At 62.7% G+C, this 13685-nt stretch carries 13 protein-coding genes and 1 pseudogene; 4 read left to right on the forward strand and 10 right to left on the reverse strand.

Features of this window, described 5'->3' with window-relative positions; all coding sequences use genetic code 11:
• Window positions 1-83: 83 nt before the first annotated feature.
• The 10 genes and pseudogenes from AACY18_RS07275 to cbiE form a co-directional block, all read right to left on the reverse strand.
• On the reverse strand, window positions 84-1463 hold the full coding sequence (locus AACY18_RS07275) for a PepSY-associated TM helix domain-containing protein (protein ID WP_339431826.1): 1380 nt from the start codon (window positions 1461-1463) through the stop codon (window positions 84-86).
• Window positions 1464-1639: 176 nt separating this feature from the next.
• Window positions 1640-3757, reverse strand: a complete 2118-nt coding sequence (locus tag AACY18_RS07280) for a TonB-dependent copper receptor (protein ID WP_339464601.1) — start codon at window positions 3755-3757, stop codon at window positions 1640-1642.
• 83 nt (window positions 3758-3840) lie between these two features.
• Complete coding sequence (locus AACY18_RS07285; protein WP_339464602.1) at window positions 3841-4287, reverse strand: DUF2946 domain-containing protein; 447 nt, start codon at window positions 4285-4287, stop codon at window positions 3841-3843.
• 21 nt (window positions 4288-4308) lie between these two features.
• On the reverse strand, window positions 4309-4788 hold the full coding sequence (locus tag AACY18_RS07290) for a copper chaperone PCu(A)C (protein WP_339464603.1): 480 nt from the start codon (window positions 4786-4788) through the stop codon (window positions 4309-4311).
• Window positions 4789-4836: 48 nt separating this feature from the next.
• On the reverse strand, window positions 4837-5235 hold the full coding sequence (locus tag AACY18_RS07295) for a DUF2946 domain-containing protein (protein ID WP_339431830.1): 399 nt from the start codon (window positions 5233-5235) through the stop codon (window positions 4837-4839).
• Window positions 5236-5347: 112 nt separating this feature from the next.
• Entirely contained in the window at window positions 5348-5671 is a 324-nt protein-coding gene (locus AACY18_RS07300; RefSeq protein ID WP_339431905.1) for a helix-turn-helix domain-containing transcriptional regulator, read from the reverse strand.
• A gap of 4 nt (window positions 5672-5675) precedes the next feature.
• Window positions 5676-6010 (reverse strand): annotated as a pseudogene (locus AACY18_RS07305) (type II toxin-antitoxin system RelE/ParE family toxin).
• Window positions 6011-6066: 56 nt separating this feature from the next.
• The gene (locus AACY18_RS07310; protein WP_339464604.1) at window positions 6067-6792 is read right to left on the reverse strand and encodes a cobalt-precorrin-6A reductase; all 726 of its coding nucleotides are present in this window, start codon (window positions 6790-6792) and stop codon (window positions 6067-6069) included.
• Window positions 6789-7886 (reverse strand): cobalt-precorrin-5B (C(1))-methyltransferase, encoded by a 1098-nt coding sequence (locus AACY18_RS07315; RefSeq protein ID WP_339464605.1) that lies wholly within the window; start codon window positions 7884-7886, stop codon window positions 6789-6791. Before AACY18_RS07315 ends, AACY18_RS07310 begins: the two co-directional genes overlap by 4 nt.
• Complete coding sequence (gene cbiE / locus AACY18_RS07320; RefSeq protein ID WP_339431833.1) at window positions 7879-9090, reverse strand: precorrin-6y C5,15-methyltransferase (decarboxylating) subunit CbiE; 1212 nt, start codon at window positions 9088-9090, stop codon at window positions 7879-7881. Before cbiE ends, AACY18_RS07315 begins: the two co-directional genes overlap by 8 nt.
• A 132-nt stretch (window positions 9091-9222) precedes the next feature.
• On the opposite strand from cbiE, the gene cobG reads away from it, so the two are divergent.
• Genes cobG through cobJ form a run of 4 tightly spaced genes read left to right on the forward strand, consistent with a single transcriptional unit; the run spans window position 9223 to window position 13559 of the window.
• Window positions 9223-10521 carry a precorrin-3B synthase gene (gene cobG / locus AACY18_RS07325; RefSeq protein WP_339464606.1) on the forward strand — a complete coding sequence of 433 codons (1299 nt, stop codon included), beginning with the start codon at window positions 9223-9225 and terminating at the stop codon, window positions 10519-10521.
• Window positions 10514-11140 (forward strand): precorrin-8X methylmutase, encoded by a 627-nt coding sequence (locus tag AACY18_RS07330; protein ID WP_339431835.1) that lies wholly within the window; start codon window positions 10514-10516, stop codon window positions 11138-11140. Before cobG ends, AACY18_RS07330 begins: the two co-directional genes overlap by 8 nt.
• On the forward strand, window positions 11137-11871 hold the full coding sequence (locus AACY18_RS07335; RefSeq protein WP_401159178.1) for a precorrin-2 C(20)-methyltransferase: 735 nt from the start codon (window positions 11137-11139) through the stop codon (window positions 11869-11871). The genes AACY18_RS07330 and AACY18_RS07335 overlap by 4 nt, the downstream gene beginning before the upstream one ends.
• The gene (gene cobJ / locus AACY18_RS07340) at window positions 11871-13559 is read left to right on the forward strand and encodes a precorrin-3B C(17)-methyltransferase (RefSeq protein ID WP_339464607.1); all 1689 of its coding nucleotides are present in this window, start codon (window positions 11871-11873) and stop codon (window positions 13557-13559) included. The genes AACY18_RS07335 and cobJ overlap by 1 nt, the downstream gene beginning before the upstream one ends.
• The last annotated feature ends 126 nt before the right edge of the window (window positions 13560-13685 follow it).

A 13685-nucleotide genomic window follows, 5' to 3' on the forward strand; every position in this document is an offset into this window, starting at 1 on the left:
GCGTTATACAGTAACACTAAAAAATACCGGAGTTTAAGCCCCAGCAGTTTATAGATCTGTCTAAACCGCGCATCTCGCCTGCTTCACGATGAAGTTGAGGCAGATTCAGCTTGGCGGCCCAGGCGCGACAACAGCAGGCGATCCAGCAACCACACCACCACCAACGAAGCGCCCACCAGCGGGAAAATCACCGCCAGCGCGAGCATGATCACCACCCCGGTTTTCCATTTCGGCAAATCATGACGCAGCGGTGGCACACCCAACTTGCCCTGTGGCCGACGTTTCCACCAGATCACCACACCACTGACGGCGCTGAGCAAAATCATCAGGCAGATCAGTAGCACGACGATCTGATTGAAAGTGCCGAACATCTTGCCTTCGTGGAGCATCACGCCGATTTCGGTGGCGCGGGCCACCGCGCCGTACTGCTCGAAACGCACATCGGCGAGGACCTTGCCGGTGTACTGATCGACATGCAGGGTGGCGTCGTTGCGAGGGTCGTCGGCGAACACGGCGATGGTGAATACGCCGGTCGCGGTGGTTGGCAGGGTGATGCTGTAACCCGGCTCGACCTTACGTTGGTTGGCGATGTCCTGCACTGCTTGCAGGCTGATGGCAGGCGCGGCGGGGCCTGCGTGGGCGTCACCGTGGGCCATGTGCTCGGCGTGATCGCCGGACATCGGCATCGGCGTGTTTTCCATCGCCCATGGCACGGTCTGGCGGGTGGCGCTGTTAAGGCTGCGGGCCTCGACGTCAGAGGTCGGCACGTTGTCCCACATGGCGGCCGGGAACACGTTCCACACCTGTGCGTATTGTTTGCCCCAGAAGCCGGTCCAGGTCATGCCACTGAGCAGCATCACCAGCAACAGGGTCGCGCCCCAGAACCCGGTGACGGCGTGCAGGTCACGCCACAACACGCGGCCGCGACTGTTCAAGCGCGGCCAGAGAATCCCCGCTGCCTGACCGCGCGGCCACCACAGGAAAAGCCCCGACACCACCAGCACCACGCCCCATCCGGCGGCCATTTCGATGAGACGGTCACCGACAGTGCCGATCATCAATTCGCCATGGATCGCCCGGGCGATGGCTTGCAGGTTCTGCTTGGCATCCTGCTCGCCGAGGATGTCGCCGTGGTACGGGTCGACGAACACATTCAGTTCGTGCCCGGCGTTCTTGACGACAAATTGCGCACTGCGCTCGGCGTTCAACGGTGGCAGGTATTGCGTGACCTGGCCTTGTGGGTAGGCGCTTTTCACCCGTTGTAGCAAGTCGTCGGCCGCAACAGTGTGGTGCCCGGCCGGGACGTTGAGCAGGCTGCTGTACATCAGCAAATCGAGCTGCGGTTTGAACAGGTAAACGATGCCGGTCAGGGCCAGCATCACCATGAAGGGCGCGACGAACAGACCGGCATAGAAATGCCAACGCCAGGCCAGGTTGTAGAAATTCGGTTTGGGCTTTTGCATCACGTTTGCTCCGCTTGGCTTGGATCTTTTAGTTGTTCTGCATTGGGTGGAACACCGCATTACCCCTGTGGCAGCGGGCTTGCTCGCGAAGATGGCGGCACAGCCAACATTGCTGGCGCCTGATACACCGCTTTCGCGAGCAAGCCCGCCCCCACAGGGGAGGGGGGGCAGCTTCGTTAGAAACTCATGTCCACCTTGGTCCAGAGCGTGCGCCCCGGTTCATTGATGGCTTGCGGGTCGTTGGCCGGGTAGCCGAAACCGGCGTTGCCCGCCAGGTTCAGGTGTTCGGCGTAAGCCTTGCCGAACAGGTTGTCGACGCCGGTACTGACCTTCCAGTGCTTGTTGATCCGGTAGGCACCGTTGAGCGAGAACACACCGAAGCCCGAACTCTTGTCGTAGTCCTTGCCGACCACGTTGCCCTTGTTCTGGTCGATACGGTTTTGCTTGGCCACCACTCTCCACAGTGCACCGGCGCTCCAGTTGTCTTCGCTGTAAGTCAGGCCCAAACGTGCGTCGAGCGGCGGCATCTGCGGCAGGGCTTTGCCGTCGCTGCTGTTCTTGCCCCAGGCGTAGGCCAGGGTTGCATCGGCTTTCCAGTGATCGGTGAGTTTGTAAGCCGTTCCGAGTTCACCGCCCATGATTCGCGCGTCGATGTTCTCGGCGCGGGAGGTCGTGCCCATCATCCCGGGGGTGTAATCGAACAGGATGTAATCGCGCACCACGCCGATGTAGCCCGACGCCCAGGCTTCGAGTTCGGCGCTCTTGTAGTTCACGCCGAAATCGAACTGGGTGGTCTTTTCCGGTTTGATCGAGTCGAACGCGTTGACCGAACCTGCGGGGCCCGACTTGGGCGAAAACAGTTCCCAGTAATCCGGGAAGCGCTGCACATGGCCGAGGCCGGCGAAGAGCGTGGCCGGGCTGTCGGCCAGGTCATGCTCGTAACGCACGAAGCCGCTTGGCAGTGTGTCGGCACGGGTGTTGTCGGCGGTTGGATTGGGGCGCGACATCATTCCCGAACCGGTGCTCTGCCGATAATCCTTGGCTGACGCCCGGTCGACCCGAGCGCCGGTGATCAACCGGTCACGGTCCGCGGCGTACCAGGTCATCTCGCTGAACACGCCATAGTTATGGAAGTCGGCGTCCTTGGTATACGGCAGATCCTTGTAGGTATCGATGCCCATCGAACTGCGCTGACGGTGTTCGTTGGTCTGTGCATCCAGCCCGGTGATCAGTTGGATATCGGCCCAGCGCCAGGTCGCTTTGATGCGTGCGCCGAGGGTCCGGCGATCAACGTTGGAGGCCATGGGGCCGGCCATCATCCCCGTACCGGACGGCGTGCGCAGGGTGTAGTTGTCCATCACATGGTCGGCGTAGTTGTAGTAGACCTGTGCTTCGAGTTTCTCCAGCACATCGCTGATGTTGGACTTTTCGAAACGCAGGCCGAGGCTTTCGCGCAGGAACTGCGAACCGTCCATGCCGCGACCGGCGTAGCGGGCTTCGCCGTCGCCCTTGCCGGCAGTCAGCTCGATCAAGGTGTCGGCGTCCGGGGTCCAGCCGAGCGCAACATCGCCGTTCCACTTGTCGTAGCGTGAAGCGACAGTGTCATTGTTGCCGTCGCGATAGTCGTCCGAATGCGCGGTGTTGCCGATCACCCTTACATAACCCAACGGCCCGCCGGCAGCGGCGTCGATGACCTTGTCGAAGCGCCCGTGGGAGCCGGCCAGGATGCTGGCATTCACCCGCGTGCCGAGTTCGCCGAAGCTTTCCGGTTCACGGTCGAACAGCACCGTGCCGGCCGATGCACCGGGGCCATAAAGCACGGTTTGCGGGCCTTTAATGACGGTGAGCTTGTCGTAGGTTTGCGGCGAAATGTACGAGGTTGGCGCGTCCATGCGGCCGGGGCAGGCGCCGAGCATCATGCTGCCGTTGGTGAGAATGTTGAGCCGCGAACCGAACATGCCGCGCAGCACCGGATCGCCGTTGGTGCCGCCATTGCGCACCAGGGCGAAGCCCGGAATGGTCTTCAGGTAATCGCCGCCATCACTGGCCGGCACCGGTTGGCGCGGGTCCTGGGGGTTGGTGACAACGGTCAGTGGCGAACTCGGTGCAATGGCGGTGATCACCGTCGGGCTCAGTTCATCCGCGTGTGCGGCGTGATCATCGGCCAGCACCAGGGGGGACAGCAGGACGCCGCAAAGGACGGCGGTCGCGTGCCTGAAACGAATACGCGATTCGTTCAAAGCGAAGGACGCCTGGGCAGCGCCCGAGCGTGGAACAGCAGAAAACCTGGACATGACAATTTCCATCAAACAGTCGTAAACGACACAGCCGGCAGCCTGAAGCTGTCTTCTCAACCGTGTGCAATCAGAGGGGGTGTTTACGCGGCGACGGGCGGGGCGCGGGGGCGGGCGCCGGGGAAGAAGGTTGGCCGGGCATGGCCCAGGCGCGGGGAGGGCGGGGTGAACGTGTTGGTGTGGGCGATGCTGAACGCGGTAAACGTGCCGCCACCGGTCAGCGCCGGGCAATTGAACAGCAGGCTGCAATAACCGCACTTTGCCCACAGCGCATGATGCGAGGATTGCGGCGGGCAGTGTTCAGCGCTGGGTTTGGCATCGTGCCGGGCATGATCCATGCCCGGCATGTCCATCGACATCTCCATGCTCATCGGCATGGAGGTCGAGGCGTGTTGATCCATCGGCATCGACTGAGAAATCAGTGGGCCGATGAAAATCATCAACATGGCGAACAGGGCAATCCAGCTGCCGCAGGTCAGGTGTTCAGTCTGACGGCGTTGCAGGGATGGCCTGGCGCTCAGCGGGCGCATGGGCGTCGTTAACCGTATCGGTTATTGGGCGTGCGCGTGTTCCGGCATGTCGTGCGGCGGTTTTTTCTGCACGGCGACTTCGACGGTGACGTCCCCGGCCTTCTCGAAATGCATCGTCAGCGGAAAGCGTTTGCCGTCGCTGAGCAGGCTGCGATCGGTCGGGTTGGGCAGCATGACGTGATAGGCCATCGGCGCGAACGTCACCTTGCCGCCGGCCGGAATGTCTACGCTCGGCACTTGCTGCATCTTCATCAGATCGCCCTGCATCACATGCTCGTGCAATTGCGCTTCGGGGGCGATAGGCGAGTCGACACTGAGGAGTCGATCGGCCGTTTTGCCGGCGTTATGAATCACGAAATACGCCGCGACGGTGGGTGCGTTGGGCGGCAGTTCCTGCGACCACGGGTGGGCGATTTCCAGTTCCCCGGCCTTGTATTCATGGGCATGGGCAAAACACGCAGGCAACAGCAACGCAGCGAGGACGATGATTTTTTTCAACATGGCAGTTCTCCAGAACGATTTGAAACGCAGGTCAATTGCGCGAACAAATCAAACCAGAGGGGAAGCGCGGGGATTGAGGCTCGGCCATTGCTGGCGCGGTGTGGGTGTTTGCAGTGAAACCGGCGCGACGCTGCGATGGCTTTCGTAACGGGCGAAATACAGCTGCGGCGCATGCCCCGGCAGCGCCACCAAAGGCGCCGACCCGGAGCAACACCAGCAATGCTGCATGTTGGAATGGCTGTCGCTGGGCGGGGCTTGCTGATCCGTGGCGCCGATGTCGATCGCCACCATTTTCGTCCCGCTGCCGGTGCAGAAACTGCTCCACAGCAGTTGTTCGGCCGGTGAATTGGCCGCTTGCGCCATCGCCCCCGTCATCGGCATGGCGAGCATGTTGAACAGCACTGCAAAGCAGGCGATCCAGGCAATGGCTAGCCGTTGTCGGTTCATGGGACAGATCCGTTGGGTGGGCGATCAGGCGCGGCTATTTAGCCTGATCGGGGCCGATAAGTAAAAAAGCGTCGTGCGGTTTGGTGTCGCAGCGCTCTCTTCAATTACTTGCTCAGTTCACTGGTACGGCATGAACCTGCATATCGACACCAAGCGTAGCGCGGATTACCGAAAATATTCTGGCCAGGTTGTCCATGCTCGGATTACCGTTGGCTGACAGCATTCGATGCAGGCTTTTACTGGGTTTTTGGGTCTCCCTTGCAAGCTCTTCGAAGCCGACCGTCGCGTTAACAAGATCGCGCAAAATGATCCTCGCCATTTCTGGTTCGCCATTCAGGAACAGCGTAGCGGCCTCATCCAGCAATGCTTGAGCAAACTCCGGGTCTCGTTGGGCACGTTCTGCAATTGAATGTTTGTAGCTTCGAGTGAGAACCATCAAATTACCTCCGGTCCTGTTCAGCTTTTTTTCGAGTTCGAAATTCGGCTATCAACGCTTTCGCCTGTTTGATGTCTTTTTTTGTGTGGATTTGTCTCCTCCTCCGAACAAAATGATCAGCCGTTTTCCTTCTTGTACGAGATAGATTCTGTACCCTGGTCCCCAATTGATTCAGTATTCGCCTAGACCGTCGAACCATTTGATGTTGGAAGTGTTGCCCATTTCCAATCGAATCATTGCATTAGAAACCTTGATTGGCGCCTGTACGTTCAGCGTGGAAATCCACCGGCCAAACGGGCTTGATTCATCTTCCTGCAGATATTCTTCGAGTGTGATCACGGCTGGCTCAGAAGGTAACGAATAGGTTACTTATCACGCAAGCTATGGATCTTGCCCTACAGGTCGATTGCCTCCAACGCAGCCAGTGTTTCTTGAAGCGACAGAAACTCCCGATCAGCCCCCGGCAACCCCGGCCGCTTCAACACCAGAACCGGCACCCCACGCTCGCGCGCCACTGCAAGCTTCGGCTCGGTCGCGGTGCTGCCACTGTTCTTGCTGATCAGCACATCGATTTGCCGTCGCTCGAACAACGTCCGTTCATCCTCCAGCAGAAACGGCCCGCGCGCGCCGATGACTTCGCAGCGTTCGTTGCCGGGATAAACATCGAGGGCGCGCAGGGTCCAGAATTGATCCGCCGGGATTTCGTCCAGATGCTGCAACGGTTCGCGACCGAGGGTGAACAGTGGGCGGCGAAACGGCGCCAGAGCGCTGATCAATTCGGTCCAGTCGCTGACTTCGCGCCAATCGTCACCCGGTTGCGGCTGCCATGCGGGGCGGCGCAGGGCCCAGCAGGGGATGCCGGTCAGTTGCGCGGCGGTGGCGGCGTTCTGGCTGATTTGCGCGGCATAGGGGTGGGTGGCGTCGAACAGCAGATCAATGCCTTCGTCACGGATGAATTGCGCCAGCCCTTGGGCGCCACCGTAGCCGCCGATGCGCACCTGGCAGGTCAGGTCGGTGGGCACACGGCCCACCCCGGCCAGGCTGTAAATGTGCGAAGGCCCTAAAGTCCGGGCGATGGCCAGTGCTTCGGTCACGCCGCCCAGTAGCAAAATGCGCTTCATGCAAACCCTCCTGCGTGACCGACGATGCCGCCCTGACGGTCAATCGCAAACACTTCGACCTGTACCTGCGCCGGCACCACGCTGCGGGCGAAATTCAGCGCATGACGACACACCTCATCGCCCAGCGCGATCCCCACCGCACTGGCCATGGCCAATGCCTGCTGGCTGGTGTTCGCTGCACGAATGTCGCGCTGCAAACCTTCATCGGCACCGATGGCGGCGGCCCATTCGGCCAGTTGCGGCAAGTCGATGCTGGAATGTCGCGAGTGCAGATCCATATGCCCGGCCGCCAATTTACTGATCTTGCCGAAGCCACCGCACAGGCTGAGTTTATCCACAGGCACCTTGCGCAGATGCTTGAGCACGGCACCTGCGAAGTCGCCCATTTCGATCAGGGCGATTTCCGGCAGGTCGTAGACCCGGCGCATGGTGTCTTCGCTGGCGTTGCCAGTGCAGGCCGCGATGTGCAGAAAACCGTTGGTCTTGGCGACGTCGATGCCTTGATGGATCGATGCAATGTACGCCGCGCAGGAAAACGGCCGGACGATGCCGCTGGTGCCGAGGATCGACAGCCCGCCGAGAATGCCCAGGCGCGGGTTCATGGTTTTCAGCGCCAGCGCTTCACCGCCCTCGACATTCACCGTGACCTCGAAGCCGCCAGCGTATCCGGTCTCGGCGGCGAGCAGGCTCAGGTGGTCGCTGATCATCTTGCGTGGCACCGGGTTGATCGCCGGTTCCCCCACGGCCAGCACCAGGCCCGGGCGTGTCACGGTGCCAACGCCCTTGCCGGCCATGAAACGAACGCCTGGCTCGGTCATCAGTTGCACCTGCGAGTAGAGCAGCGCGCCGTGGGTCACGTCCGGATCGTCGCCGGCGTCCTTGATCGTCCCGGCTTCCGCGCCGTTGTCGGTCAGTCGACAGAACTCCAGACGCATCTGCACCTGTTTACCTTTGGGCAGCACGATTTGCACGGCGTCGGCTGCAGTGCCGCCGAGCAACAGGCGTGCGGCGGCGAGGCTGGTGGCCGTGGCGCAACTGCCGGTGGTCAGGCCGCTGCGCAGTGGTGCGGGTTGTTCGGCGGTTTCGTCACGCATCGAGAGGTTTGACCAGATCGAGCAAGGTGATCGGCAGCGCCTGACGCCAGGTGTCGAACTCGCCCAGGGGTTGCGCCTGGGCGACGTGGATGCGCGTCAGCTCGCCGCCGTAACGTTCGCGCCAGTTCATCAAGGTGATTTCGCTTTGCAGGGTCACCGCGTTGGCGACCAGACGGCCACCGGGTTTGAGCTGCTCCCAGCACGCCTCGAAGACACCTTCGCGGGTTACGCCGCCACCGATGAAAATCGCGTCCGGGCGCTCCAGACCGGCGAGAGCCTGCGGCGCACGACCACGGATCAGTTGCAGCCCCGGCACACCCAGCGCCTCGCGGTTGTGTTCGATCAATTGCTGACGGCCCTCATCGGCTTCGATGGCCAGCGCCCGGCAGCCCGGGTGGGTGCGCATCCATTCGATGCCGATCGAGCCGCTGCCGGCGCCGACATCCCAGAGCAATTCGCCCGGCGTCGGGGCGAGGCGGGCGAGGGTGATGGCGCGCACGTCGCGCTTGGTCAGTTGACCGTCATGCCGGAAGGCCGAGTCGGGCAGGCCGGCGAGGCGCGACAGACGCGGAGTGTGGCTGTCGGCCAGGCATTCGATGGCAATCACATTGAGATCGGCCGTCGGCGCGTTGTTCCAGTCATTGGCGCTGCTGTCGAGCCGCCGCTCGGCCGCACCGCCCAGATGCTCCAGAACGCTCATCCGGCTCGCGCCAAAACCACGATCACGCAACAGCGCCGCCACAGCCGCCGGGCTCTGCCCGTCGTTGCTCAACAGCAACAGGCGCACGCCGCTGAACAATTGGGCATTGAGCGCCGCCAGCGGCCGGGCGACCAGTGACAGTGTCACCACGTCCTGCAATGGCCAGCCGAGGCGGGCAGCGGCCAGCGAACAGGAGGACGGCGCGGGCAGAATCAGCATCTCGTTGCTCGGCACCTGACGCGCGAGGCTGGCGCCAACGCCGTAGAACATCGGGTCACCGCTGGCCAGCACGCAGACGGCCGCGCCGCGTTGTTCCAGCACCGGCGCGAGGGAAAACGGGCTCGGCCACAACGCCCGCTCGCCGCGAATGCACACTGGCAGTAAATCCAGTTGCCGCTGGCCACCGACGATCCGCGAGGCGCCCATCAGGGCTCGCCGGGCGTTTTTGCCCAAGCCCTTGAAGCCGTCTTCACCGATTCCCACAACCGTCAGCCAGGGTGACATCTATATTCCTCTAAACATGTCGATCCGACGGGCAGACTTTTCATGCCACCGGACAAAGCAGGCATAATACCGCGCCTTCGTCCACGAAGCGCCTTTCCCACGCAGCCGGTCAGCCCCTTGAACGAACGCCCGATGTCCACCGCCATACGCCCCTCGGCCTGCCCGGGGTTGCTGCGTATCGTCCAGGCATTGGACGGTGGCATCTGCCGGATCAAGCTCAATGGCGGCTCGATCACCGCGGATCAGGCCGATGCCGTGGCGCAGGCTGCCCAGCAGTTTGCCGGCGGCGTGATCGAGGCGACCAACCGCGCCAACCTGCAAATTCGCGGGATCGGCTCGCACAGCGCCGCCCTGATCGACAGTCTGCTGGCCGCCGGTCTAGGGCCGCGAAGTGCTGCCGGCGACGATGTACGCAACCTCATGCTCAGCCCTGCCGCCGGTATCGACCGGCAGATGCGTGTCGATACCCGCGCACTCGCCGCGCAGATTCTCGACACCTTGCAAAGCCACCCACGCTTCTCTGAGCTGAGCGCCAAGTTCGCCGTGCAACTGGACGGCGGGGAAGCGCTGGCAATGCTCGAACATCCGCATGATCTGTGGCTGTCGGCGTTCGAACACGACGGCGAAGTGCTGTTGGCGTTCGGGTTTGCCGGATGCCCGACGGACCGGGCAGTCGGCGCCGTGTCGCTGGAAAACGGCCATGCGCTGGTCGTGGCGGTGCTGACGTTGTTCCTTGACCTGGCCCGACCAGAGCAGACGCGCATGCGTCATTTGCTCGAAGAGTTGCCCATGCGGGCCTTTCTTGAGCGGTTGCGAGAGCGTGTGCCGGTTAAATCGGTCATGGGCTGGCAGCGCGCATCAGCGGCGGATGATTTGCACATCGGCGTTCATCCGCAGCACACCGATAACCGGGTCTATGTCGGTGCCGTGCCGCCACTGGGGCGTCTCGACCCGGTCATGCTGCGTGGCGCGGCACAACTGGCGCGTCAGTTCGGTGATGGCAGCCTGCGTTTCACACCCTGGCAAAGTCTGTTGCTGCCCAACGTGAAACCGTGTGACGCGGCGCAGGTGCTGCGCAGCCTGCAACACCTGAACCTGTTGACGCAGCCCCTCGAACCGTTGGCGCGACTGATCGCCTGTACCGGTTCTGACGGCTGTGGCAAAGGTCTGGCCGACACCAAACAGGATGCCCGCCTGCTGGCGCCACTGCTGCCCCCGGGTGTGAGTGCGCACCTGTGCGGCTGCCCGCGTTCGTGCGCCGCCGCCCACTGTGCCCCGGTGACCTTGCTGGCCGTCAGTCCCGGTCATTACGACCTCTATTTTCGCGATGCTTTGCTGCCGGGATTCGGCGCGTTGCGCGCAAGCAACCTTACTATTGAAGCGGCCGCGACCCTGCTCGACGCCCGCTCTCGGAGCTCCCTTGATGCTTGATTACATCCGCGACGGTCAGGAGATCTATCGCAACTCCTTCGCGATCATTCGCCGCGAGGCCAATCTGGCGCGCATCCCGGCCGACCTGGAAAAACTCGCGGTGCGGGTGATCCACGCCTGCGGCATGGTCGAGGCTGTCGACGGTCTGCAATTCTCGGCAGGGGCCGGCAAGGCCGGGCGCGATGCGCTCGCTGCCGGTGCGCCGATCCTCTGTGATGCACGCATGGTCTGCGAAGGCGTGACCCGCGCGCGTCTGCCGGCCAACAATGAAGTGATCTGCACCCTGCGCGATGAGAGCGTGCCGGTGCTGGCGCGTGAGTTGGGCAACACCCGTTCTGCCGCCGCGCTGGAACTGTGGCGGCCGCATCTGGAAGGCAGTGTGGTGGTAATCGGCAACGCGCCGACCGCGCTGTTCTATCTGCTGGAAATGCTCGACGCCGGGGCGCCGAAACCGGCGCTGATCCTCGGCTTCCCGGTGGGCTTCGTCGGCGCCGCTGAATCGAAAGCCGCGCTGGCGGCCGACAGCCGAGGCGTGCCGTTCGTGATCATGCAAGGCCGGCTCGGTGGCAGCGCGATGGCCGCCGCCGCCGTCAACGCCCTCGCCACGGAGATCGAATGATGCAGGCAAAAGGTCGTTTGATTGGCCTGGGCGTCGGCCCCGGTGACCCGGAACTGATTACCGTCAAGGCGCTGCGCCTGCTGCGCGAGTCGCCCGTGGTGGCGTACTTCGTGGCCAAGGGCAAAAAGGGCAACGCATTCGGCATCATCGAAGCGCACCTGCAAGCAGCACAGAACCTGCTGCCATTGGTTTACCCGGTGACCACCGAAGCGCTGCCGGCACCGCTTTCCTATGAACAGGTCATCAGTGATTTCTACGATGAAGCGGCCCAAACGGTGGCCGCGCATCTGGATGCTGGTCGCGACGTCGCGGTGATCTGTGAAGGGGATCCGTTCTTCTACGGCTCCTACATGTATTTGCACGATCGCCTCGCCAGCCGTTACGAGGCGCAAGTGGTGCCGGGCGTGTGCTCGATGCTCGGCGGCGCTTCGGTACTCGGCGCGCCGTTGGTGTATCGCAATCAGAGCCTGTCGGTGCTGTCCGGGGTCTTGCCCCATGAAGAGTTGAAACGACGCCTGGCCGATGCCGATGCGGCGGTGATCATGAAGCTGGGGCGCAATTTCCCCAAAGTGCGTCAGGTGCTCGAAGAGCTCGGTCTGGCTGAGCGCGCGCTGTATGTCGAGCGCGCGACCATGGCCAATCAGAAAATCGTGCCGATGGATCAGGTCGAGCCGATGTCCTCGCCGTACTTCTCGCTGATCATCGTGCCTGGCGAGCGGTGGCAAGGCTGATGACTCACTCCACACCCGCCATCGTCATTCTCGGTCAGGGCAGCCTGGCCACCGCCCGCCGTATTCAGCAGGTATACCCCGCTGCGCAGATCCATGGCCTGGCCGGTCGGGTCGAAGGCGCTGACTGCACCTATCCGGAGTTCGGCGCCACGCTGCGTGACTTGTATCAGCAGGACACGCCGATCATTGCCCTGTGTGCGGCCGGGATTGTCATTCGCACGCTGGCGCCGCTGTTGCTGGAGAAGGGCGCCGAGCCTGCGGTTCTCGCCGTCGCCGAAGACGGCAGCGCCGTGGTGCCGCTGCTTGGTGGCCTCGGCGGCGTGAACGTCATGGCGCGGGAAATCGCCGCCGGGCTGCAAGTCGCCCCGGCCATTACGACCAGCGGCGAGCTGCGTTTTGGCACCTGCCTGCTCAATCCCCCGAGCGGCTACGCACTGGCGGATCTGGAGCTGGGCAAGCGTTTTGTCTCCGATCTGCTGGCCGGGCACAGCGTGCGCATCGAAGGCGCCGCGCCGTGGCTGGCGCAGGCACAGTTGCCGGAAGATCCGCAGGCGCAGCGTTCAATTCATGTGAGCAGTGCCGAGCGCGAAGCCAGCGCCAATGAGCTGCTGATCTATCCGCGCAGTGTGGCGGCGCTGGTCAGCGCCGACGTCGCCGATCTGCCAAACACCCTGCGTACAGCGTTGCACGACGCGAAAGTGGCGGTGCAATCGTTGGCGTGTCTGGTGGCGATCGACACGCAGATGGCTTCGGCGAATCTGCGTGAAGCGGCGTTGGAACTGGGCGTGCCGCTGCGGTTTATTGGCGCAACGGACGAACTCCCGGCATTGCCGGGCGTGTCGATGATTGAATCTGTACACGGCATCACTTTGGCTCTCGCTGAGCAACCGTTGGACATCGCGCAAGTTGGGCGTGCGCGCGGTCGTCTCGCCGTCATCGGCCTCGGCCCCGGCGCTGCCGAACTGATGGTGCCAGCGGTGAAAGCCGAACTGGCCCGCGCCACCGACGTGCTCGGCTACGAAACCTATGTGCGTATGGCCGGCCCGTTCCGTGACGATCAGGTGCAGCATTGCACCGACAACCGTGAAGAGATGCAACGTGCCCGCCACGCCTTCAGGCTGGCGGCTGCCGGGCGTTCGGTGATTGTGGTGTCGTCCGGTGATCCGGGGGTGTTCGCCATGGCTGCGGCAGTGCTCGAAGCGCTGCACGAGTCCGATGACCCGGCCTGGCACAGCGTTGATCTGGACATTCTTCCGGGCGTCTCTGCTTCACTTGCCACCGCCGCTCAGGCCGGCGCGCCGCTGGGGCATGATTTCTGTGTGATGTCGCTGTCGGACAACCTCAAACCCTGGTCGATTATCGAAAAACGTCTGGATCTGGCCGGCGAAGCGGACCTGGCACTGGCCTTCTACAACCCGATCTCCCGTGCGCGCCCATGGCAATTGGGCCGCGCGCTGGAAATCGTGGCGCAACATCGCAGCGCCGAAACGCCCGTGGTACTGGGGCGAGACATCGGGCGTCCGGGGCAGACCTTGCGTACGACGACCCTCGGCGCCTTGACCCCCGATCAGGTGGACATGCGCACCATGGTGTTGATTGGTTCTTCCACCACTTGCACTTTTGCCCGTGCCGGCGGTGGAGATTGGGTCTATACGCCACGCTGGTATGGGGAAAAACCGGTTTCTTGAAAAAAACCATCGTTGCAGCGTCGAGAATGTTGTAAGCAACTTCAAGTCGACGTGACATCGGGTTAATACTTTTCGCGTTTAAAGTCAGTGCGTATAAACAAGGCCGCGAACCTTCCGGGTTCGCGG

It is taken from the genome of Pseudomonas sp. EA_65y_Pfl2_P74 (genome assembly GCF_963970575.1).
Classification (GTDB): Bacteria; Pseudomonadota; Gammaproteobacteria; order Pseudomonadales; family Pseudomonadaceae; genus Aquipseudomonas; species Aquipseudomonas baetica_A.

Bases quoted from the DNA above. Each gene is read 5' to 3' on its own strand.
- AACY18_RS07285 (WP_339464602.1), bottom strand. From the start codon at position 4,287: ATGCGCCCGCTGAGCGCCAGGCCATCCCTGCAACGCCGTCAGACTGAA.
- AACY18_RS07330 (WP_339431835.1), top strand. From the start codon at position 10,514: ATGCTTGATTACATCCGCGACGGTCAGGAGATCTATCGCAACTCCTTC.
- cobJ (WP_339464607.1), top strand. From the start codon at position 11,871: ATGACTCACTCCACACCCGCCATCGTCATTCTCGGTCAGGGCAGCCTG.
- AACY18_RS07275 (WP_339431826.1), bottom strand. From the start codon at position 1,463: ATGCAAAAGCCCAAACCGAATTTCTACAACCTGGCCTGGCGTTGGCAT.
- cbiE (WP_339431833.1), bottom strand. From the start codon at position 9,090: ATGTCACCCTGGCTGACGGTTGTGGGAATCGGTGAAGACGGCTTCAAG.
- cobG (WP_339464606.1), top strand. From the start codon at position 9,223: ATGTCCACCGCCATACGCCCCTCGGCCTGCCCGGGGTTGCTGCGTATC.
- AACY18_RS07300 (WP_339431905.1), bottom strand. From the start codon at position 5,671: ATGGTTCTCACTCGAAGCTACAAACATTCAATTGCAGAACGTGCCCAA.
- AACY18_RS07290 (WP_339464603.1), bottom strand. From the start codon at position 4,788: ATGTTGAAAAAAATCATCGTCCTCGCTGCGTTGCTGTTGCCTGCGTGT.
- AACY18_RS07315 (WP_339464605.1), bottom strand. From the start codon at position 7,886: ATGCGTGACGAAACCGCCGAACAACCCGCACCACTGCGCAGCGGCCTG.
- AACY18_RS07310 (WP_339464604.1), bottom strand. From the start codon at position 6,792: ATGAAGCGCATTTTGCTACTGGGCGGCGTGACCGAAGCACTGGCCATC.
- AACY18_RS07335 (WP_401159178.1), top strand. From the start codon at position 11,137: ATGATGCAGGCAAAAGGTCGTTTGATTGGCCTGGGCGTCGGCCCCGGT.
- AACY18_RS07280 (WP_339464601.1), bottom strand. From the start codon at position 3,757: ATGTCCAGGTTTTCTGCTGTTCCACGCTCGGGCGCTGCCCAGGCGTCC.
- AACY18_RS07295 (WP_339431830.1), bottom strand. From the start codon at position 5,235: ATGAACCGACAACGGCTAGCCATTGCCTGGATCGCCTGCTTTGCAGTG.